Source organism: Mycobacterium aquaticum, from assembly GCF_002086485.1.
Taxonomy (GTDB): Bacteria; Actinomycetota; Actinomycetes; order Mycobacteriales; family Mycobacteriaceae; genus Mycobacterium; species Mycobacterium aquaticum.
Genome location: NZ_MVHF01000017.1, coordinates 69,280 through 91,021 on the forward strand (window position 1 = coordinate 69,280; position 21,742 = coordinate 91,021).

General features: G+C 66.9%; 21 protein-coding genes. 11 read left to right on the top strand and 10 right to left on the bottom strand.

Annotated features, from left to right (window positions below; translation table 11 throughout):
* Nucleotides 1-777, bottom strand: a complete 777-nt coding sequence (locus BST13_RS17810) for an SDR family NAD(P)-dependent oxidoreductase (protein WP_083165351.1) — start codon at nt 775-777, stop codon at nt 1-3.
* Nucleotides 778-871: 94 nt separating this feature from the next.
* Between BST13_RS17810 and BST13_RS17815 the strand changes: the two genes are divergently transcribed.
* Together BST13_RS17815 and katG are read left to right on the top strand one after the other, a co-directional pair.
* Complete coding sequence (locus tag BST13_RS17815; protein WP_083165352.1) at nt 872-1,324, top strand: Fur family transcriptional regulator; 453 nt, start codon at nt 872-874, stop codon at nt 1,322-1,324.
* 34 nt (nt 1,325-1,358) lie between these two features.
* Nucleotides 1,359-3,596: a catalase/peroxidase HPI gene (gene katG, locus BST13_RS17820; protein WP_083165353.1), complete on the top strand. Its 2,238-nt coding sequence runs from the start codon at nt 1,359-1,361 to the stop codon at nt 3,594-3,596.
* 57 nt (nt 3,597-3,653) lie between these two features.
* On the opposite strand, the gene ttfA is transcribed toward katG, so the two are convergent.
* Both ttfA and clpB read right to left on the bottom strand, forming a co-directional pair.
* Nucleotides 3,654-4,514, bottom strand: a complete 861-nt coding sequence (gene ttfA / locus BST13_RS17825; protein WP_083165354.1) for a trehalose monomycolate transport factor TtfA — start codon at nt 4,512-4,514, stop codon at nt 3,654-3,656.
* A gap of 148 nt (nt 4,515-4,662) precedes the next feature.
* Entirely contained in the window at nt 4,663-7,209 is a 2,547-nt protein-coding gene (gene clpB, locus BST13_RS17830) for an ATP-dependent chaperone ClpB (RefSeq protein WP_083165355.1), read from the bottom strand.
* Between the two features lie 183 nt (nt 7,210-7,392).
* Here clpB and BST13_RS17835 point away from each other — a divergent pair, with 183 nt between their 5' ends.
* The 5 genes from BST13_RS17835 (at nt 7,393) to BST13_RS17855 (ending at nt 11,690) form a co-directional block, all read left to right on the top strand.
* Entirely contained in the window at nt 7,393-8,016 is a 624-nt protein-coding gene (locus BST13_RS17835; RefSeq protein WP_083165356.1) for a CYTH domain-containing protein, read from the top strand.
* Nucleotides 8,017-8,090: 74 nt separating this feature from the next.
* Nucleotides 8,091-8,759, top strand: a complete 669-nt coding sequence (locus BST13_RS17840; protein WP_083165357.1) for a GAP family protein — start codon at nt 8,091-8,093, stop codon at nt 8,757-8,759.
* Between the two features lie 150 nt (nt 8,760-8,909).
* On the top strand, nt 8,910-10,682 hold the full coding sequence (locus BST13_RS40205; protein WP_142282802.1) for an EspA/EspE family type VII secretion system effector: 1,773 nt from the start codon (nt 8,910-8,912) through the stop codon (nt 10,680-10,682).
* Nucleotides 10,683-10,709: 27 nt separating this feature from the next.
* Complete coding sequence (locus tag BST13_RS17850) at nt 10,710-11,021, top strand: type VII secretion target (protein WP_083165358.1); 312 nt, start codon at nt 10,710-10,712, stop codon at nt 11,019-11,021.
* A gap of 54 nt (nt 11,022-11,075) precedes the next feature.
* Nucleotides 11,076-11,690, top strand: coding sequence for a hypothetical protein (locus BST13_RS17855; protein WP_083165359.1), 615 nt, complete (start codon nt 11,076-11,078; stop codon nt 11,688-11,690).
* A 2-nt stretch (nt 11,691-11,692) separates the two neighbouring features.
* Here BST13_RS17855 and BST13_RS17860 read toward each other — a convergent pair whose 3' ends face one another.
* The gene (locus BST13_RS17860) at nt 11,693-12,322 is read right to left on the bottom strand and encodes a TetR/AcrR family transcriptional regulator (RefSeq protein ID WP_083165360.1); all 630 of its coding nucleotides are present in this window, start codon (nt 12,320-12,322) and stop codon (nt 11,693-11,695) included.
* A 100-nt stretch (nt 12,323-12,422) separates the two neighbouring features.
* Here BST13_RS17860 and BST13_RS17865 point away from each other — a divergent pair, with 100 nt between their 5' ends.
* From BST13_RS17865 to BST13_RS17875, 3 genes are read left to right on the top strand one after another with little or no spacing between them, the layout of a single operon-like run.
* Nucleotides 12,423-13,433 (top strand): hypothetical protein, encoded by a 1,011-nt coding sequence (locus tag BST13_RS17865; protein WP_083165361.1) that lies wholly within the window; start codon nt 12,423-12,425, stop codon nt 13,431-13,433.
* An 11-nt stretch (nt 13,434-13,444) separates the two neighbouring features.
* Entirely contained in the window at nt 13,445-14,611 is a 1,167-nt protein-coding gene (locus BST13_RS17870) for an FAD-binding oxidoreductase (protein ID WP_083165362.1), read from the top strand.
* 43 nt (nt 14,612-14,654) lie between these two features.
* Complete coding sequence (locus BST13_RS17875; protein WP_083165363.1) at nt 14,655-15,557, top strand: aldose 1-epimerase; 903 nt, start codon at nt 14,655-14,657, stop codon at nt 15,555-15,557.
* On the opposite strand, the gene BST13_RS17880 is transcribed toward BST13_RS17875, so the two are convergent.
* Complete coding sequence (locus BST13_RS17880; RefSeq protein WP_158087161.1) at nt 15,550-16,134, bottom strand: TetR-like C-terminal domain-containing protein; 585 nt, start codon at nt 16,132-16,134, stop codon at nt 15,550-15,552. The genes BST13_RS17875 and BST13_RS17880 overlap by 8 nt on opposite strands.
* An 84-nt stretch (nt 16,135-16,218) precedes the next feature.
* On the opposite strand from BST13_RS17880, the gene BST13_RS17885 reads away from it, so the two are divergent.
* Entirely contained in the window at nt 16,219-17,142 is a 924-nt protein-coding gene (locus tag BST13_RS17885) for a pyridoxamine 5'-phosphate oxidase family protein (RefSeq protein WP_083165365.1), read from the top strand.
* A gap of 3 nt (nt 17,143-17,145) precedes the next feature.
* Here BST13_RS17885 and BST13_RS17890 read toward each other — a convergent pair whose 3' ends face one another.
* The 5 genes from BST13_RS17890 to BST13_RS17910 all read right to left on the bottom strand — a co-directional run bounded on the left by BST13_RS17890 (nt 17,146) and on the right by BST13_RS17910 (nt 21,735).
* Entirely contained in the window at nt 17,146-17,523 is a 378-nt protein-coding gene (locus BST13_RS17890; RefSeq protein ID WP_029373903.1) for a heat shock protein transcriptional repressor HspR, read from the bottom strand.
* Nucleotides 17,520-18,698: a molecular chaperone DnaJ gene (dnaJ, locus tag BST13_RS17895; protein WP_083165366.1), complete on the bottom strand. Its 1,179-nt coding sequence runs from the start codon at nt 18,696-18,698 to the stop codon at nt 17,520-17,522. The genes BST13_RS17890 and dnaJ overlap by 4 nt, the downstream gene beginning before the upstream one ends.
* Nucleotides 18,699-18,735: 37 nt before the next feature.
* Nucleotides 18,736-19,365 carry a nucleotide exchange factor GrpE gene (grpE, locus tag BST13_RS17900; RefSeq protein WP_083165367.1) on the bottom strand — a complete coding sequence of 210 codons (630 nt, stop codon included), beginning with the start codon at nt 19,363-19,365 and terminating at the stop codon, nt 18,736-18,738.
* On the bottom strand, nt 19,362-21,218 hold the full coding sequence (gene dnaK, locus BST13_RS17905) for a molecular chaperone DnaK (RefSeq protein WP_083165368.1): 1,857 nt from the start codon (nt 21,216-21,218) through the stop codon (nt 19,362-19,364). Before dnaK ends, grpE begins: the two co-directional genes overlap by 4 nt.
* A 220-nt stretch (nt 21,219-21,438) precedes the next feature.
* Entirely contained in the window at nt 21,439-21,735 is a 297-nt protein-coding gene (locus BST13_RS17910) for a growth/differentiation factor (RefSeq protein ID WP_083165369.1), read from the bottom strand.
* Nucleotides 21,736-21,742: the final 7 nt, after the last annotated feature.

A 21,742-nucleotide genomic window follows, 5' to 3' on the forward strand; every position in this document is an offset into this window, starting at 1 on the left:
TCAGGTTCTGCCACGGCCCTTGCCTACCACCCTTGTCATGGCACGCACAAAATCGCGCGGCACCAGCCGGCTGCCGGTGGTGAGCAGCTTGTACTGCAGCCCCGGCACGATGACAACCCTGCCCTTGGCCACCTCGGCCAGGCATTCGCGCACCACGTCGTCGACCTCGAGCCACATGTACGACGGCGTATCCGCCATATCGATACCTGCCCGCGCATGGAACTCGGTGCGGACGAAACCCGGGCACAGCGCGTGCACCCCCACCCCGGTGCCGGCCAGGCCGTTTGCCAATCCTTCGCTGAACGAGACCACCCACGCCTTGGACGCCGAATACGTCGACCCCCGGCCCGGGATCAGGCCCGCGACACTGGCCACGTTGATCACGGTGCCGGTGCCGGCCTCGACCATCGTCGGCAGCGCCGCGTGCGTCAGCTCCATCACGGCGGTGACATTGACATCCAATTGGGCCTGCAGCCGGGCGAAGTCAGCGGTCCAGAACTCCCCGGAGGTACCGAACGCGGCGTTGTTGACCAGAACCTGCACGCCGGACCGCAGCCGGTCGGCGACCCTGGCCCGGTCGGCGGCCACCGCCAGGTCGGCAGGCAGCACCTCGACCTCGACACCCGCCTCGTCGTGCAGTTCGGCGGCCAGTTGTTCCAGGCGGGCGGTGTCGCGGGCGACGAGCACCAGGTCGTACCCGTCACGGGCATATCGGCGGGCGAATCCCGCTCCGAGCCCCGACGTCGGTCCGGTGATCAGCGCGACGGGACGGGACATGCCCGCCACACTACTGAACGGCGCATTCGGGCTTTTAAACGCACGACCGCAACTAAACGTTTATCCATTCCAGATAACGGGCAATAGTGAGGCCGTGACGTCGACGGCGGAATATGCGGACCAACTCCGTGCCGCCCGGCTGCGCGTCACCCGGCCGCGTATCGCCGTCCTGGAGGAAGTGCGCACCCATCCGCACGCCGACACCGAGACGATCTTCGGCGCGGTGCGCACGGTGCTCCCCGAGGTCTCCCGCCAGACCGTCTACGACGTACTCAACGCCCTCACCTCGGTCGGGCTGCTGCGCCGGATCCAGCCTCTCGGTTCGGTGGCCCGCTACGAGACCCGCGTCGGCGACAACCACCACCACGTCGTGTGCCGCAGCTGCGGCACCATCGCCGACATCGACTGCGCGGTCGGCGCTGCGCCCTGCCTGACACCGTCCGACCTCGACGAGGCCATCGACGGTTTCGTGGTCGATGAGGCCGAGGTCATCTATTGGGGCCTGTGTCCCGACTGCTCCGCCTCGGCTTCCCGATCACACCCCTGATCACAGCCCTATCGAAAACCCGGAAGGAAATGTTGTGTCATCCGATACGTCCCACAGCCGCCCACCCCACCCCGACGCCGACACCGCAAGCCGCAGCGAGAGCGAGAACCCGGCCATCGCCTCGCCCAAGCCCCAGTCGCACGCGCCGCTGACCAACCAGGACTGGTGGCCGGAGCAGATCGACGTGTCGCGGCTGCATCCGCATGCCCCGGCATCCAACCCGCTAGGTGAAAGCTTCGACTACGCAACGGAATTCGCCAAACTCGACGTCGATGCCCTCAAGGCCGACGTCCTCGACGTGATCACCACCTCGCAGGACTGGTGGCCGGCCGACTACGGCAGCTACGCCGGCCTGTTCATCCGGATGAGCTGGCACGCCGCGGGCACCTACCGCATCTTCGACGGACGCGGCGGCGGCGGGCAGGGCCTGCAGCGGTTCGCCCCGCTCAACAGCTGGCCCGACAACGCCAACCTCGACAAGGCGCGGCGGTTGCTGTGGCCGGTGAAGCAAAAGTACGGCAACAAGATCTCCTGGGCGGATCTGATCATCTTCGCCGGCGACGTCGCCCTCGAATCGGCCGGATTCAAGACGTTCGGTTTCGGCTTCGGTCGCGAGGACGTGTGGGAGCCCGAAGAGGTGCTGTTCGGCGAGGAGGACACCTGGCTGGGCACCGACAAGCGTTACTCCGGCGAGCGCGAGCTGGCGCAGCCATACGGCGCCACCACCATGGGTCTGATCTATGTGAATCCCGAAGGCCCAGAAGGCAATCCAGATCCGCTGAAGGCAGCCGTCGACATCAAGGAGACGTTCGGCCGCATGGCGATGAACGTCGAGGAGACCGCGGCGCTGATCGTCGGCGGTCACACGCTGGGCAAGACCCACGGTGCGGGCGACGCCGACCTGGTCGGCCCGGAGCCCGAGGCCGCCCCGATCGAACAGCAGGGTCTGGGCTGGAAGTGCCCGTTCGGCTCCGGGAACGCCGGCGACACCATCACCTCCGGCCTCGAAGTGGTGTGGACCCCCACGCCGACCAAGTGGAGCAACTCCTTCCTGGAGATCCTGTACGGCTACGAGTGGGAGCTGACCAAGAGCCCCGCCGGGGCATGGCAGTTCGAGGCCAAGGATGCAGAGGCCATCATCCCGCCGCCGTTCCCCGGCGCGCCGAACCGCAAACCGACGATGCTCGTCACCGACGTGGCGCTGCGGGTGGACCCGGAGTTCGGCGAGATCACCCGGCGCTGGCTGGACCATCCCGAGGAACTCAACGAGGCGTTCGCCAAGGCCTGGTACAAGCTGCTGCACCGTGACCTGGGCCCGATCTCGCGCTATCTCGGGCCGTGGGTCGCCGAGCCGCAGCTGTGGCAGGACCCGGTGCCGCCGGTCGAGGGAGAGCTGATCGACGACGCCGACGCGGCGACGCTGAAAGCCAAGATCCTCGATTCCGGGCTCTCGATCCCGCAGCTGGTCAAGACCGCATGGGCGTCCGCGTCGAGCTTCCGCCGCACCGACAAGCGCGGTGGCGCCAACGGCGCCCGGCTGCGGCTGCAGCCGCAGCGCAGCTGGGAGGTCAACGAGCCGTCCGAGCTCGACAAGGTGCTGCCGGTGCTGGAGAAAATTCAGACCGACTTCAACGCGGCAGGTTCGAAGCAGGTATCGCTGGCCGACGTCATCGTGCTCGCCGGCAACGCCGCGATCGAGAAGGCCGCCAAGGACGGCGGTGTCTCGGTGACGGTGCCGTTCACCCCGGGCCGCACCGACGCCACCCAGGAGAACACGGACGTGGAGTCGTTCGCGGTGCTGGAGCCGCGGGCCGACGGTTTCCGCAACTACGTCCGTGCCGGCGAGAAGACGCCGCTGGAGCAGCTGCTGCTGGAGCGGGCCGCCCTGCTGGGAGTCACCGGGCCTGAGCTCACAGTGCTCATCGGCGGGTTGCGGGCCTTGGGCGCCAACCATGGCGGCAGCAAGCACGGCGTGTTCACCGATCGCCCCGGCACCTTGAGCAACGACTTCTTCGTCAACCTGCTGGACGGTCGCACCGAGTGGAAGCCTGCGGAGTCGCAGGAGAACGTCTACGAGGGACGCGACCGGGCGTCGGGTGACCTCAAGTGGACCGCGACGGCCAACGACCTGGTCTTCGGCTCGCATTCGGTGCTGCGCGCGATCTCAGAGGTGTACGCCCAGGCCGACGGTGCGCAACGGTTCGTCGACGACTTCGTCGCGGCGTGGGTCAAGGTGACCGACAACGACCGGTTCGACGTCAAGAAGAAGTAGTACACGAAAAAGATCACCCCGTGGGCCTGGGCTCACGGGGTGATCTTTTTTGAGTTTCTAGCGCTGGTAGTGCGGTGCGTGGCGCCCATTGCGCGCCTGCGGGGGCGCGGGCCTGCGGATCGTGTCCGAGCGGGCGGGTTCCTGACGGGGCTGCGTGTAGCGGCTCACGTCACCGCGGCCGGGAGGCGCGTCGGCCCGGCCCGGCGGCAGTTCGCGCCGACCGGCCGAGGTGGGCTGCAGCGGACGACTCGGCGACCCGGCGCGACGCACCAGCGCGGCCTGGCTGGCCGGTGCCGATGCGCCGTTCTGCGGAACCGGCGGCAGCACCCGCAGCAAGTCGTTGAACTGCCGCACGGTGCGCAGCCCCTCGTCCCATTGGGCCCGGGTGCTGGTGACGGGCATGCTCACCAGCGTCCAGTGCTGCTCGTTCCACATGATCTCGGCGCAGTCCGGAGCGGTGTGGGCGAACGTCACCATCCGGCGGTCACACGCGCGACGGGCGGCGTCGAGGTTGGTGGAGTACACCATCCGCGGTCCGATCGCGCCGAGCAGCCAGATGTCGCTCTCCCGGGGCTCCTTGATGCCTTTGAGTCGGAGGTCGACGACGACGTTGGTGCCGACCTTGCGGTGCAACGCGATCACCGTGGCGACTTCGTCGATGTCGAAAATGAATACCGCCTCGCCACGAATCTGGCCGAGCACGACATTCTTGGCCGTGACGTCGCCGACAGTCGACATCACCCCGCGCTTCCAGCGCTTGAGGATCTCGTCGGACTCATGCTCGTAGTCGAAGCCATGCGACTTCGCCCACGACTTGCGGCGTCGCCCCAACCCACGTCGACGGTCGATGTCGACGTACAGCAGCACTGCCGCACCCACGAAACAGAGTGCGGACAGCGTGAACCAGAGCGGGACCATCGGACCTAGCCTACTTGTTGGTAGGCCGGTTGCTCGAACTAACTAAGGTCACAACCCGGTTACGTGCGGTTTCTCTTCCCGCCAGCAGACGCAAACTCGCACATTTCCTTGATGAAAAGTGCGAGTCTGCGTCTGCTCGGCAGTGAACTCAGCCCAGGACCAGGCTCTCGCCGTCCTCGCTGACGTTCACGGGCACCACATCGCCGTCGTGCACCTCACCGGCCAGCAGTTTCTTGGCGAGCTGATCGCCGATGGCCTGCTGCACCAGCCTGCGCAGCGGCCGCGCGCCGTAGAGCGGGTCGAAACCACGGTCACCCAGCCACTTCTTGGCGTCCAGCGACACGTCGAGCGACAGCCTGCGCTGCGCCAGCCGCTTGTCGAGCTGCTGGAGCTGGATGTCGACGATGGAGACCAACTCGTCGGGCTTGAGTGCGTCGAAGATCAGCACGTCGTCGAGCCGGTTGATGAACTCCGGCTTGAACGCCGCCCGCACCGCTGCCATGACCTGCTCCGGGGTGCCACCGGCGCCCAGGTTGGAGGTCAGGATGAGGATGGTGTTGCGGAAGTCGACCGTACGGCCCTGACCGTCGGTCAACCTGCCCTCGTCGAGCACCTGCAGCAGCACGTCGAACACATCCGGGTGGGCCTTCTCGATCTCGTCGAACAGCACCACGGTGTACGGACGCCGCCGCACCGCCTCGGTCAGCTGACCACCCTGGTCGTAGCCGACGTATCCGGGAGGCGCACCGACCAACCGAGCCACCGAGTGCTTCTCGCCGTACTCGCTCATGTCGATGCGGACCATCGCCCGCTCGTCGTCGAACAGAAATTCTGCCAGCGCCTTGGCCAGCTCGGTCTTGCCGACACCGGTCGGGCCCAGGAACATGAACGAGCCCGTCGGCCGGTTGGGATCGGCCACGCCGGCCCGGCTGCGGCGCACCGCGTCCGACACCGCGACGACCGCCTCGGCCTGTCCGATGACGCGCTTGCCCAGCTCCTGCTCCATGCGCAGCAGCTTGGCGGTCTCGCCTTCGAGCATCCGGCCTGCCGGGATACCGGTCCAGGCCTCGACCACCTCGGCGATGTCGTCGGGGCCGACCTCTTCCTTGAGCATCACGTTCTCGCGGGCTTCGGCCACGGGCAGCGCCGCGTCGAGCTTCTTCTCGACCTCGGGGATCCGTCCGTACCGCAGCTCGGCGGCCTTGGCCAGGTCGCCGTCACGCTCGGCGCGATCGGCCGCGCCGCGCAACGTGTCCAGCTGCTCCTTGAGCTCGCGGACCACGTCGATGGCGCCCTTCTCGTTCTGCCACCGGGTGGTGAGCTCGGCGAGCTTCTCCTTGTAGTCGGCCAGCTCGCCGCGCAGCTTCTCCAGCCGCTCCTTGGAGGCCTCGTCCTCTTCTTTCGACAGCGCCATCTCCTCGATCTCGAGACGACGGACCAGCCGCTCGACCTCGTCGATCTCGACAGGCCGGGAGTCGATCTCCATGCGCAGCCGCGACGCGGCCTCGTCGACCAGGTCGATGGCCTTGTCCGGCAGGAACCGGCTGGTGATGTAGCGGTCCGACAGGGTCGCCGCGGCGACCAGCGCGGAGTCGGTGATGCGCACGCCGTGGTGCACCTCGTAGCGGTCCTTGAGGCCACGCAGGATGCCGACGGTGTCCTCGACGGACGGTTCACCGACCAGCACCTGCTGGAAGCGACGCTCCAGGGCGGCGTCCTTCTCGATGTACTTGCGGTACTCCTCGAGCGTGGTGGCACCGACCAGCCGCAGCTCACCGCGGGCCAGCATGGGCTTGATCATGTTGCCTGCGTCCATCGCGGATTCGCCGGTGGCACCGGCGCCGACGATGGTGTGCAGCTCGTCGATGAACGTGATGACCTGGCCCGCCGAGTTCTTGATGTCGTCGAGGACGGCCTTGAGGCGTTCCTCGAACTCACCGCGGTACTTGGCACCGGCCACCATGGATCCGAGATCGAGCGCGATGACGGTCTTGTCCCGCAGGCTTTCCGGCACATCGCCTTCGACGATGCGCTGGGCGAGACCCTCGACGATCGCGGTCTTGCCGACGCCGGGTTCGCCGATGAGCACGGGGTTGTTCTTGGTACGCCGGCTCAACACCTGAACGACGCGACGAATCTCGTTGTCGCGTCCGATGACCGGATCGAGCTTGCCTTCCCGGGCGCGGGCGGTCAGGTCGGTGGAGTACTTCTCCAGCGCCTGGTAGCTGCCTTCGGGATCGGGGCTGGTGACGCGGGCGCTGCCGCGGACCTTGGTGAACGCCTCCCGCAGGGCTTGCGGCGACGCGCCGTTGTTGCTCAGCAGCTTGGCGACCTCGGAGTCACCGGTGGCCAGGCCGACCATCAGGTGTTCGGTGGAGACGTATTCGTCGTCCATCTCCGTCGCGAGCTGTTGGGCTGTGGTGATCGCAGCCAGCGATTCCCGGCTGAGCTGCGGTTGCGAGCTGGCGCCGCTGGCGCTGGGCAGCTGGTCGAGCAGCCGTTGCGCTCCGGCCCGGATCGTCGCGGGATCGACACCGACGGCCTCCAGCAGGGGTGCGGCAATGCCATCATTCTGAGTGAGCAGTGCCATCAATAGGTGGGCGGGCCGGATCTCCGGGTTGCCGGCAGAGCTGGCCGCCTGCAGCGCTGAGGTCAGCGCCGCCTGAGTCTTGGTCGTCGGGTTGAACGAGTCCACGACACCTCCCTTTTCGGATACAGAAAATGCTTGTCGCGATGTACAACGTAGTCAAGGTTGAGTCTGTTCCGCTCAAGTCTGAAAATTTTTCGGTCAATTTCCGATCGACGCGCCCGCAGTGACCGACGCCGGTAATCGACCAAGGTCCACGCCGTTCCGGCAGTACCGGGCTACCGTCTACGCATGTCCGAATCCGGCTTCGGTGACTTCGAATACGAGCGGAAGTTCTTCGTCCGCGAATTGCCCGCCGTGGCGGCGTCGGATCCCACACCTGCCCTGATCGTGCAGGCCTACTTGTTTTCGGCCGACGGATACGCGGTCCGGGTCCGGGTGCAGGGCCCCGCGCCCACCGACCTGCAAACCACGCCCGGCGAGCTCGTCGAGGCACTCGGCGAGGAGTCGATAGGGACCATGACCGCCAAAGGCCCCGCCGTGGGCGGTACCCGCTATGAGGCCGAACGCGAACTCGATCCGATGGTCGCGGGACAGATCGTGCGGCGGGCCGAGCATGTGGTGGCCAAGGTCCGGTATTCGGCATGGCTGGGCGAAGACGGCTGGATCATCGACCGGTTTCTCGGTGCCAACACCCCGCTCGTGCTGTCCGAGGTGGAACGCGGCGGCCCGGTTGTCGACCTCGCGATCCCCGCGTTCTGCGTGACCGAGGTGTCCGAGGATGACCGGTTCCGCAACGAATATCTGGCGCACCACCCGTTCGGCGGCTGGGCCGACGAATACCGACGTGAACTCGACGCCCGCGGCCCGACGTTCGTCGACACCCTGGGGCGAAACCAATTCGAAGGCACCTGACCGACACTGAAAACCCGCCGCCACATCGTGGCTAGCGTCCCCGACGAATCCTGCGAACACCGAAAGAGTGCGCCATGTCCGAAAGCTGGGGGTCGGTGCTCACCGAACTCATCCCGCTGGCACTGGTGGTGGCGTTGTCACCGCTGTCGATCATTCCCGCGGTGCTGGTGCTACACACCCCACGGCCCCGGCCGACCGGACTGGCGTTCCTCGCCGGCTGGCTCGTCGGGCTCTTCGTCCTGACGGCGGTGTTCGTCGAGGTGTCCAACCTGCTCGGCGGACTCGACAAGGCGCCGAGATGGGCGTCGTGGCTCCGCATCGTGATCGGCGTCGCCCTCGTCGTTTTCGGCGTCTACCGCTGGCTCACCCGGGCCAAGTCCGAACACACGCCGGCCTGGCTGAGCAGCATGAGCAAGTTGAGCCCGCCTCGTGCGGCAGTCACGGCCGCGGCGCTGACGGCGGTCAATCCCAAGGTGCTCTTCATCTGTGCCGCAGCGGGTTTGGCGATCGGTAGCGCCGGGCTGGGGCAGCACCGGGCGTGGCCGGCCGTCATCTATTACGTGGTGATCGCCAGTTCGACAGTGGCACTGCCGATCCTGGGCTACGCGGTATCGGGCGAGCGCCTGGACCCACTACTGGCCCGCGTCAAGGATTGGATGGAGCGTCAACATGCGGTGCTCGTGGCGGGAATCCTCGTGGTGATCGGACTTCTGGTGCTGTACAAGGGGATTCACGCGCTCTAGCAGGCCGGTCGAACGGTATGGGTTCCTGTGAATTACCTGGAAATTCACTGGTAGCGTTCACCGTAGGCCTCTCCCGTCGCGGCGAATTGGTGCGTTTGTGCCCACCGATGCGCTGTTAGCCTCGTTTTCGACGAGAGGGGGCGTTGCCACATGGCGCCGAGGATTCCACACAGGCCGGGAAATCACCCGAATCCGGGTGGGCACCACCCCAATCCCGGCGGGCACCATCCGCGCAATCCCGGTGGGCACCAGCCGAATCCAGGCGAACATCACCCCAACCCCGGCGGGCACCATCCCCACAATCCCGGCGGCCACCACCCGAACCCCGGTGGACACCATCCCCACAATCCCGGCGGCCACCACCCCAGCAACGAGGGCGGCCACGGCGGCGGCATCTTCGGCAAGATCAAAGACGCGTTCAACGACGCCAAGGACATCGTCTCCGACATCAAAGACATCGTCTCGGACGTCAAGGACATCACCGACACCGTCTCCGACGTCGTCAGCGACGTAAAGGACATGTTCAGCGGCACGTTCGGCGGGCTGGCCGGCGGCCTCGGCAACCTCATCGACATCGGCAGGCAGTTCTTCTCCAAGGCACCGGAGACGCCGATCATCGACGCGGGCCTGCAAGTCATCAACGGCATGAGCGAGATGTGCGGCAACGGCAGCCCCGACACGGGCGATGGCTTCGCCGACGGCGCCGACCAGTTCGACAACGTCGGTCAGTCCCTCGATTCGGCAGCGCCCGACGACAGCTGGGAGGGTGGCGGCGCGAGCGCCTACTCCAAGCAGAACGTCAAGCAACAGGGCCGGATGCAGACCCTGGCCGAGACGGACAGCAACGTCGCACAGGTCCTGGCCCAGGAAGCCGAGCAGCTGGGTGTCACGGTGCAGCAACTCAACAGTGCCGCAACCATTCTCCAGCTCGCCATTCTGCCTGCCTCCATCGCGATGGCCGATCCACTTGGCGGCGAGGCGATTTCGGTCGCCATTCAGATCGCCGCGGTGGCCGGCGGCATGGCCATCGCGACACCGGCGATGGCCAACATGGTGAGCAACTCGATGCAGAACGCGCAGGCCATCCAGCAGGCCGCCAATTCCTACCGCGACGTTGCGTCCAACGCCAAACTCGATGGCTCGCCGTCGTTCTCGCCGTCGACCCGCGGTAACCGCCGACCGCATCAAAAGGACCCCAACGGCAAGCCCGAGTCCCAGACACCCCCGTGGCTCAACCAGACCCCGCTCGGTGACAACGCGACACCGGGCAGCGGCGAGAGCATGTATCCGGGCGGCGGTTATGGCGCGGGCAGCGGCAGCGGCGGCGGGACCGGCAGCGGCGGCGGGACCGGCGGAGGTGGCGGCGGGGGAAACCCGGGCGCAGGCACCGGCAGCGGCGGCGGGAGCGGTGGCGGTGCCCCGGTCAGCCAGGGGTCCGGGGCCGCGACGCCGGCCGGCATGTCCACCGGATCGTCCGGCGGAGTACCGGGTGGCCTGCCTGGCGGCGGTGCGTCCGGCGGCGGCTCGCCGAGTGGCCTGCTCAGCGGCCTCGGCAGCGCGCTCGGTTCGTTGATCGGCCAGGCTGCCCAGCAGGGTGCGCAGGCCGCGCAGAACGCCCAGAACCAGAAGGCCCAAGAGCCCGGCGCCGACGAAAAAGACAGGGCCAAGGACAAAGACGGCAAGGACCCGGACAAAGACGCCAAGGACGAAGACGGCGACAAGGCCGAGGGCGACGCCACGCCCGAGGACGCCCAACTGGCCGGCGCCCAGGCGGGACCGGGTGCTCCCGGCGAGCGGGCCCCGATTCACTTCGAGTTCGACATGGACCGCGAGCAGGCGCACGGGCCGGTCAACGTGACACTGGATCCTGATCACCCCAACGCTGCACCCGTCGTCTCCCGTCCGCCCACCCAGCAGGTCTAACCGAGCTCCGATCAAAGGGAGATTCCCATGGGAAATTTGAACGTCACCACGGCCCACCTGCGCGAATTGGCAAGCCAGCAAAGCGAAGCCGCGAGCGCCATCACCGAAGCCGCCGCCGCCACGCAGGGCACCGCCATGAACATGTGGAGCTCGCACGGCATCGTCTGCTCCGCGACGAACATGGCGGTGATGGCGGCCGACGGCGCGCGAGGGGCCGCGTGCACCGCCGCTGCCAAGGTCTCGTCGACCCTGTCGGAGATGCTCGACACGGCCGCCTCGCAATACGACCAGACCGATTCCGCGCAGGCCTCCGAACTCGACACCACGATGTACACGTGATGCTGCGACGCCGCGCGCCGCACAGTCCCATCCGCGCCTTCAGGGGGTTGAGCAATGGCTGACCACGACCGGTTCGACGACGACACCGACGAGTGGGGCGGCTCGCACGACGACGGGCTGGGTGCGTTCGACTTCTCCACCCCCGACTCAGCGGCCGACGACGAATCGGGCCTGGACTCGTTCGACGCATCGCACGATTCCGGCGCTCAGCGCGACGCCAGCGGCGAGGACGACGACTTCGACGTCCTGTACGTGGACGCACCGGCCACCGAGGACGACACCGACAGTGACCTCACCGCGTTCCATGACGCCGAGCTGCCCGGCGACGAAGAACAGGAAACGCTGTTCCCGCTGTTCGTCGTCACCAATCCCCCCGGCACGGTCAGCGTCACCGCCGCGATCAGTGGTCAGTTGCAGCAGATTCAGCTCTCCCCGCAGGCGAGCAAGCTGACCGAGTCCGAACTGGGCCACGAGATCCAGCGGACCGCTGCCGTCGCCATCAAGAAGGCACAGGCGGGCCTGAACTACTTCGTGTACAGCACCCTGGTCAAGCAGGGCATGGACCACTCGTCGGCGCGCAATTTCGTGGAGTTCGGCATGCACCTGCCGAACATCGAGCAGGCCAAGGAGGCCGAAGCCGACTTCATAGCGCAGTATCGACGGGAGTGAGGTCAGCCCGCGGCGGGCAGCCCGAGTTCGTCGGCGTCGGCGGTGAGATAGCGCGTCACCGTCGGCGCCACCAAACGCACCAACTCGTCCTCGGACACCGTCGCCAGTGGCGGAATCTCCATCACGTACCGCAGCAACGCAACGCCCACGAGGCTCGACGCGGCCAGCATGGCCCGCAGCCGCGCCTGTTCGCCGCCGCCGAACACCCCTGACACCGCGGTCAGCACGTAGTTCTGCATGAAGCCTCGAAACGCTTCGTGCGCATCGGAATTCGATGTCGCGGACTGCAGCATGACCCGCATGCTCGCCGCGGTGTCCGGTCCGGTCCAGATGTCGAGGTAGGCGCGCACCATCCGGGTGCCCACATCGTCGCCGGGCCCTTCCAGGGCCGCCACCAGGTTGGCCGGGTCGATGATCAGCTGCAGGGATTCGCGGAACAGGTCGGCCTTGGAGCCGAACAGGTAGAGCACCATCGACGGGTCGACGTGGGCATCGCGGGCGATGGCCCGCAGCGTGGTCTTCTCATATCCGTCGGCGGCGAATCGGGCTTTCGCGGCCGCCAGCACCGCATCCCGAGAGACCGGATCGCCCTGCCTGCGGCCGCGGCGCCGGGTTTGCGCAGGTGAAGCCATACGCGAACACTATCATTTCAATGCCTGTTGAAATGTTGCCAATGCGGCGTTACGCTCGGCGCAGCTCATTAATTCAACATTGGATGAAAAGGCTGATCCCGTGACAACAACCGCTTATCCCGCCCCCGCACACCACGCAGCCCCCGAGCACCGTGCGCCCGCCGCGCTGCGCGCCGCCGGCATCATCGCCCTGTTGACCGCCGCGATCGCACTCGTCGCCATCGCGTTCGCCCTGCCCGCGGCACGGTCCAAACCTCACAACGTCCCCATCGGCGCCGCAGGGCCACAGGCGGCGAGCAGCCAGGTCGCCGAGCGCCTCGAGCAGCAGGCCCCGAACGCCTTCGCGGTCACCTACTACCCGGGCGAAGCCGAGCTTCGGGACGCCATCCGCAATCGAAACGTGTACGGCGGCATAGCCTTCGGCCCACATGGGCCGCTGATGCTGATCGCCACTGGGGCCAGCCCCACCGTTGCGCAGCTGCTCAGCCAGGTCGGCACCGGCATCGCGCAGCACTCGGGCGTCGCACTGCGTACCGAGGACGTGGCCCCGCCACCGGCCAAGGACCCCCGCGGCGCAGGCCTGGCCGCATCCGCACTCCCCATCACCCTGGCGGGCATGCTGCCGGCGATCGCCCTGGTGCTCGCGCTCAAGCGTGAGGTGTGGACCCGACTCGTCGCGACCGTCGTGTTCTCCGGAGTAGCCGGTATCACCATCGCCGCGCTGCTGTACTACGTCTTCGGCTCGATCGAGACGAACCTGTGGGGCGTGGCCGCGGGCCTGAGCCTCGGCATCGGCGCGGCCGGGCTATTCACGCTGGGCCTGGGCTCGCTGTTCGGCAAGGTCGGGTTGGGACTGGGCGCAGCGCTGGCGCTCCTGATCGGCAACCCGCTGTCGGGGCTCACCTCGGCGCCCGAGATGCTGCCCAGCGGCTGGGGTTTCGCGGGGCAACTGCTCCCCCAGGGCGCCAACGCCACGCTGTTGCGGTCCACCGCGTTTTTCGACGGCGCGGGTGCGAGCACCGCGATCTTGGTGCTGAGTTGTTGGGTGCTCGTCGGTGCGGCCCTGGTGGTGACGGCCGCTTTGCGGCAGCCCGCTGGGCGGCACGTTTAGAATGCGACCGCGTGGGCCTCGATGACCGTGACGCGCTGCAGCTCCTCCGCGATGCGGTCGACCCTGAGCACGGGTCCGACGCGCTGATCCGCGACTTCTACACCCACTGGTTCGCCACCGATCTGACCGCGCGCGATCTGTTTCCGCCCGACATGACCCAGCAGCGCACGGTGTTCGCCCGGGCGATGACCTGGCTGTTCGGCGAACTGATCGACCAACGCGCGGAAGAGCCGGTGGCGTTCCTGGCCCAGCTGGGCCGAGACCACCGCAAATACGGTGTGACGCAACAGCATTACGACTCGATGCGAGAAGCGCTACTGGCCACCATGCGCACGCATCTCGGCGCCGGGTACACCGACCGGATCGCCGACGCCGCGCATGAGGCGGTCGGGTTGTTCGTGGGGGTGATGCGTGGGGCCGCCGACGCCGAGCAGACCCCGGCCTACTGCGACGGCACCGTCATCGAGCACCTCCGCGTCACCCGCGACGTCTCGGTGATTCGGCTGCAACTCGATCAGCCGCTGTTCTATCACCCCGGCCAGTACGTGACGGTGCAGGTGCCGCAATGGCCGCGGCGGTGGCGGTACCTCAGTCCGGCCATCCCGGCAGACCGGTCGGGCGCCGTCGAATTCCACGTCCGCTCGGTCACCGGCGGCATGGTCAGCACCGCGATCGTCGCCGAGACGCGCGTCGGCGACCGGTGGCGGATATCCAGCCCGCACGGCGCCATGCAGGTCGACCGCGACGGCGAAGACGTACTGATGGTCGCAGGTAGCACCGGCCTGGCACCGCTGCGCACGCTGATCATGGACATGACCCAGCACGGGGTGAATCCCCGGGTGCACCTGTTCTTCGGTGGGCGCTATCCGTGCGATCTCTACGACCTGAAAGCGCTGTGGCAGATCGCCTCGTCGAATCCGTGGCTTTCGGTGACCCCGGTCTCCGAGTACAGCACCGACCCGCCATGGGCCACCGACTATCCCGATCCGCAGCCGCCCCGCGGCCTACATGTCCGCCAGACCGGTCGGCTTCCCGACGTGGTGACCCGCTACGGCAACTGGGGCGACCGCCAGATCCTGATCTGCGGCAGTCCCGGCATGGTGGAGGCGACGAAAGCCGCTCTGATCGCCAGAGGTGCACCGCCTGAACACATCCAGCACGACCCACTCACAGACTGACCGTATTGGTGTGACCGCAACCGGCACATGACAGACTGGCGCCATGGCCGACTACCAACCTGTCATCCTGCGTGATCCGTCGTCATCGCTGACCGCGACGTACGTACCGGTCGCGGGCATGGTGTGCACGTCGCTGGCCGATGACGGTGTGGAGTTCCTCGGCCAGCGGCGCGGCCTGGAGGCCTACATCACCACCGGCAAGACGATGGGCATCCCGATCCTGTACCCGTGGGCAAATCGGTTGAGCGCCAGTAAATATGCCATCAATGGTGCGGTCGTGACGCTGACGCCCGGGGTGGCGGGGGTGCGTAGCGACCAGCACGGCGTGCCCATCCACGGCGTGCTCGCCGCCAATCCCGGCTGGCTGGTGATCGAACAGACCGACAACAAGCTGGTCGCGATCCTCGACTGGGGTGGCAAGCCGCGCCTGCTGACGACGTTCCCGTTCCCGCACATCCTGACCATGACGGTGACGCTCGCGGACCGCACGCTCACCGTGGCCACCACGGTGATGCCGTCGACAGCGGCGTCGGTGCCGTTGTGTTACGGCTACCACCCGTATCTCAAGATCCCGGATGTACCGCGGGAGGAATGGCAGCTGCAGACGCCGACGATGCGTCATCTGCCAGTGGACAACTGGGGCATCCCGACCGGAGAAACCGAGGAGTGGCCGGGCGGCACCGAGCCGCTCAAGACCACCGAACTGGACCACGGCTTCGACCAGGTTCCCGAAGGTTCGGTGTTCGCCATCTCGGGCGGCGACCGTCGCGTCGAGGTGACGTTCGCCCGCGGCTACCCGGCCGCGCAGTTGTTCGCCCCGGCCAACGATGACGTGATCGGCATCGAACCGATGGCGGCACCAACCGACTCGCTGCGCCGCGGCAACTACCCGATGGCGGTTCCGGGACAACCGGAGACCAGCACCTTCGCGATCAAGGTCAGCTAGCCGGGCCGCTTCCGTCGAGCAAGGTGGCTGCGAGCTGCCGGGCCGCGTAGTCGTCGAGGGCTGCATGTCCGAGAAGCAAGCGGTACCACAGAAAGCCGTAGGCGAGATCGGTCAGCACGTTGATATCGGCGTCGACGCAGATGTCGCCGCGGTCGCGGCCGCGTTCGAAGAGGCTGCGCAGCGGCTCCTGGCGCATGACCGCGTAATCCGGGGCGATTGCCGCGATATCCGCATCCTGTTGGGCAAGTGCCATGAACTGACGGAGAATTCGCTGATTCGCGGTCGCGTCGGCGAACGATGCGATCAATAGCTCGACCAGATCGTCGCGGAAGTTTCCGGTGTCGGGTACGGGCACCGTCGTAGCGGCCCGCTCGGCCAGGGCCTCGGCGATCAGCGGTCCTTTTCCGTTCCACCAGCGGTAGATCGTCTGACGGCCGACGCCGGCTGCGGCCGCGGTGCCCTGCACGGTCACCTCACCCGACTCCTCGAGTGCGGCGATGGCGGCGTCGATGATGGCCTGCCGTGCCTCCGCGTTCCTCTTCCTACCGGTGTGCGCCCGTGAGCGTGAATCGGTCACGGAGCGAATCTACCCTTTGACAAGACAGTGTGTCTCGACAATGATTTGTCGAGACACACTGTCTTGTCAATTGAGGTGATATGAATGGTGGTCCAGTGGCCGACAGCCATCGACAAGATTCTCGACGGCGACCAGGTCGTCGGTGTCGCGACAGTGACACCCGCAGGGGGCGTGGTGATCTCGCCGATGACGAACTTCGCCGTCCACCGTCCGCACGCCGGTACGATCGCGGTCAACAGCTCGCTCGGAGCCGCGAAGAAGACCGAGCGAATGCGGCGGAACCCGCACGTGGCGGTTGCATTTCACAGCCGCCGTCACAGCTCGGCCGACGGATCGCAGTACGTACTCGTACATGGCGACGCCACGGTGTCCGCACCCATCCGGGACTTTCCGTCGACCATCGGCACCCGATGGGACGAGAAGGACGGTGCACCTGCCGGCGGACTCTGGGGATGGTGGTTGCGCGACTACTACGCCCGGGTACCGATCACGATCAGCGTCACCCGCGTCGTCGTCTGGCCCGCACTTGACGCGACGGGTTCGCCGCAGATCTACGGCGCACGGTTGCCGGGAGTGCCCGCCTCGCAGTCACCCCCAGCCGGCGGCACCACTGCGCGGACCAATTGTGCTCGCGCAGCGCGCATTTCGCGGCGGCTGTCACATTTGTTGCTCGGGTGGGTCGGCGCCGATGGCTATCCGGTGGTGGTGCCGGTATCGCTCGAGCGAGGCGACGACTGTCTGCGGCTCAGCACGGCAGCACCGATCTTGCCCGCCGGAGAGCGGCGGGCCGGACTGACCGCTCACCAGTTCACCCATCACGGCCATGGCCGCCACGGAGACCACCAGCGCCTGCACACGGGCTGGCTTGAGGTCGAATCACCTTGTACAGCACGGTATTATCCGCACAGCAGCACAGGCTTCCACATGCCACCTTCGACACTGGTGTACCGGCTGGCGGTTGGCCTGGCGGCGCGCAACGGCGCGAAAGCCGTCGGCGCTGCACCCTGATCGCTAGCGGGCACCCCGTCGGGGCTGCCAGACCACCACGGCCTTGGAGGTCATCCCGACATCGTGGCGGGAGCCTGCGCTGAGCTGTTCAACCTGCTGGGTCAGCTCAGAGACCCGGGCGCGCAGGGCATCGACCTGATTGGTCAGCTCGATGATGCGCTTGATGCCGGCGAGGTTGACGCCTTCGTCCTGCGACAGGCGCTGCACCTCGCGCAGCAGATCGACATCACGCTCCGAATACCGCCGTCCCCCACCGGAAGTGCGTTGCGGGGTGACCAGGCCGAGCCGGTCGTACGTGCGCAGGGTCTGCGCGTGCATACCGGCCAGCTCGGCTGCCACCGAGATCAGAAACGTGCGTGCTTCCTCTTTACGCTTACTCATACGTTCCCTGCCCATCCGGCCCGCGGATCAAATCCGCTGGCCCGCTCGGCTTTCGCGTATGCCTCCAGCGCCTCGGCCGCTTCACCTTCGAGGTGCGGCGGTACCGCGACCTTCACGGTGACCAGCAGGTCGCCATGACCACCGGAGCGCTTGGGCACTCCGCGTCCACGGACCCGCAGGATCCGGCCGTCGGACGTGCCCTTTGGCACGCGGACGCCGACCTTGCCGTCCAGCGTCGGCACGGAAAGTGTTGTGCCGAGCGCCAATTCGTGGAAACTCACCGGGACCGCGACGGTCAGGTCGTCGCCGTCACGGCCGAACACCTTGTCCGGGCGCACATGCACGGTGACGTAGAGGTCACCGGACGGTGCGCCCCGCAACCCGGCTTCACCCTGCCCGGCAAGCCGGATCCGCTGCCCGTCCTCGACGCCCGGAGGGATCCGGACGTTGATGGTGCGGGTGCGGGTGGTGACGCCGGTGCCCTTGCACTCGTCACACGGGTGCTCGATGATCGAGCCGCTGCCCCGGCATTCGGTGCACGGCTCGGAAAACCCGAACGCCCCCTGGTTGCGGTTGACCACACCAGAACCGTTGCAGTTCGGGCACACCTTCGGGCTGGTGCCCGGTCGCGCACCGCTGCCGTGGCAGTTGGTGCAGGGTGCCGGGCTGGTCAGCCGCAGTGGCATGGCCACGCCTTTGGTGGCCTCCAGGAACGACAGTTCGGTCTCGGTCTCCAGGTCGTTGCCCCGCCGTGGACGGCTCGGGCGCGGTTGCGCACCGCGCCCGAACAGCCCGCCGAAGAGGTCACCGATGTTCGCGCCACCGCTCTGACCGGCCGCGTCGAACAGGTCGCCGAGGTTGAATTCGGCTCCGTCGGAACCGAATCCGCCGCTGAAGCCGCCACCGCCGCCGTCGTTGAACCGGCGGCCGAAGCCGCCCCCGGCGAACAGCCGCCGGGTTTCGTCATACTCCTTGCGCTTCGCGGGGTCCGACAGGACGCTGTTGGCTTCGGATACCGCCTTGAACCGCTCCGCGGCTCCCGCATCGGGATTCCGGTCGGGATGCAGTTCGGAGGCCAGTTTCCGGTAGGCCTTCTTGATCTCGTCGGCGCTGGCGTCAGAGGAGACGCCAAGCTCCTTATAGAAGTCCTTCTCGACCCATTCGCGCTGGGCCATACTGCGCCACCTCCTTACCTCGTCTCTCTAGTTGGTCTTATTTGTCTGATTCTGCGGCCTGCGGACCGGCGGCGTCCGGGTTATCGGCGGTGCCGGCCCCGGACGCGGCGTCTGGCACGGTGTCGACGACACCGACCAGCGCGTGCCGCACCACCTGGTCACCGACCTTGTAGCCGCGGCGCATCACTGTGCCGACCACCGGATGCGTGCCGTCGCCCTCGTGCTGCACGGCCTCGTGCAACGACGGGTCGAACTCGTCGCCCTCCTGGCCGAACGCGGAAAGCCCAAGTCCTTCAAGGGCGCCGACGAGCTTGTCGGCGACGGACTTCAGCGGACCGGATTCCAGGTCGCCGTGGTTGCGGGCGCGGTCGAGGTCGTCGAGCACACCCAGCAGCTGGGTGACGACACCGGCTTTGCTCCGCTCAGCGATGAGCTGCTGATCTCGCAGGGCGCGCTTGCGGTAGTTGTCGTACTCGGCCTTCACACGTTGCAGCGTGCTCTTGAGCTCGGCGACCTCGTCGCTATCGCCGGCCGGCGCCGGTGCTGCGGCCGCGGCCGGCGCCGCCCCTTCCGGGGTCGGCGCCGGCTCACGTACTTCACCGGTGGTCGGATCGATGCGCCGTTTGTCGGTGACGGTCACCGGCTCGTGCGAATCGTTCTCGCTCACTTGGTCTCCCTGTCATCGTCGACGACCTCGGCGTCAACCACGTCGTCATCGGAACTCGTCGAGCCTCCGGCACTGGCGCCTGCGGCCTGCTCGGCCTGAGTGGCCTCGTAGATGGCCTGACCCAGCCCCTGGCTCTCCTCGCCCAGCTTCTCCATCGCGGACTTGATCGCGGAGATGTCGGTGCCTTCCAGCGCCTTCTTGGCGTCGGCGATGGCGGCGTCGACCTTGCTCAGCGTCTCCTCGGGCACCTTCGAACCGCCCTCGGCCTCACGCTGCTCCTTCACGAACTTCTCCGTCTGGTAGACCAGCGACTCGGCCTGGTTGCGGACGTCGGCCTCTTCGCGACGCTTGCGGTCCTCCTCGGCGTGCGCCTCGGCGTCCTTGATCATCCGGTCGATCTCTTCCTTGGACAGGCCAGAGCCTTCCTGGATCTTGATCGTGTTTTCCTTGCCGGTGCCCTTGTCCTTGGCGGTCACGTGCACGATGCCGTTGGCGTCGATGTCGAAGGTGACCTCGATCTGCGGCACGCCACGCGGGGCCGGCGGGATGCCGGTCAGCTCGAAGGAGCCGAGCAGCTTGTTGTGCGCAGCGATTTCGCGCTCACCCTGGAAGACCTGGATCTGCACCGACGGCTGGTTGTCGTCGGCGGTGGTGAAGGTCTCCGACCGCTTGGTGGGGATGGTGGTGTTGCGCTCGATGAGCTTGGTCATCACGCCACCCTTGGTCTCGATACCGAGGGACAGCGGGGTGACGTCAAGCAGCAGAACGTCTTTCACCTCGCCCTTGAGCACGCCGGCCTGCAGCGCGGCACCCACGGCGACGACCTCGTCGGGGTTCACGCCCTTGTTGGGCTCCTTGCCGCCGGTCATCTCCTTGACCAGGTCGGTAACTGCGGGCATACGGGTGGAACCACCCACCAGCACGACGTGGTCGATGTCGCCAACGGCGATGCCTGCGTCCTTGATCACCTGCTGGAACGGCTTGCGGGTGCGGTCCAGCAGATCCTGGGTGATGCGCTGGAACTCGGCACGGGTCAGCTGCTCGTCGAGGAACAGCGGGTTCTTGTCCGCGTCCACGGTGATGTAGGGCAGGTTGATCGAGGTGCTCTGCGAGCTCGAGAGTTCGATCTTGGCCTTCTCGGCGGCCTCACGCAGCCGCTGCATGGCCATCTTGTCCTTGGTCAGGTCGATGCCCGACGTGCCCTTGAACTTGTCGACCAGCCATTCCACGATGCGGTCGTCCCAGTCGTCACCACCGAGGTGATTGTCACCGGAGGTGGCACGGACCTCGACGACGCCGTCGCCGATTTCCAGCAGCGAGACGTCGAAGGTGCCGCCACCGAGGTCGAAGACCAGGATGGTCTGTTCCTTCTCGCCCTTGTCCAGGCCGTAGGCCAGGGCGGCCGCGGTCGGCTCGTTGACGATGCGCAGAACATTCATGCCTGCGATCTGACCGGCTTCCTTGGTGGCCTGACGCTGGGCGTCGTTGAAGTACGCGGGCACGGTGATCACCGCGTCGGTGATGTCTTCACCGAGGTAGGCCTCGGCGTCCCGCTTGAGCTTCATGAGCACACGCGCGCTGATCTCCTGCGCGGTGTATTTCTTGCCGTCGATCTCCACGGACCAGTCGCTGCCCATGTGGCGCTTGACCGAACGGATGGTCCGGTCGACGTTGGTCACCGCCTGGTTCTTGGCGGGCTGGCCGACCAACACCTCGCCGTTGCGCGCGAACGCGACGACCGACGGGGTGGTACGGGAGCCCTCGGAGTTGGCGACGACGACGGGGTCGCCACCTTCCAGAACCGCGACGACGGAGTTGGTGGTCCCGAGGTCGATACCGACCGCACGAGCCATAGTGTTGCCTCCTGTTAGACATATAGGGGTCTGAGCGGACTGCGCTCAAGCTTGCTCTGGCCGACCATCGGTTGTCAACCCAAACTTGAGTCTGACTCACTCAACTTGTTGTCGATGAGGTCAACGGGGGTTTTCCCGGATTTGTTCCCCACCGCGAGAATTTTTTCGGAGAATGCCGAACTTGCTGCTCAGAGGCTCGCTACCGCGGCACGGCAGGCTGCTAGCCGAGGACTTCCCGCTCGTTGGCGCCCGACATGCGGGAGTCGCGCGAGTTGGTCACGCTCTGCGCAAACTGGTCCATCGACTGCATGTTGGCGATCTCCGAGAGCGTCTCCCGCTCGTGGTGGTGCCTCTTGTTCTTGTTCCGGTAGCGCGAGTACTGGTACATGAAGAACGCCGGTCCGGTGAGCAGGAAGAGGAAGGGAATCCACTCACTGCCACCCGACGACGAGGACGACGAGTGATGATGGCTCGACGCGACGATGTCGAGCGCCATCGACAACATTGAGATGTCCACCTGCGCC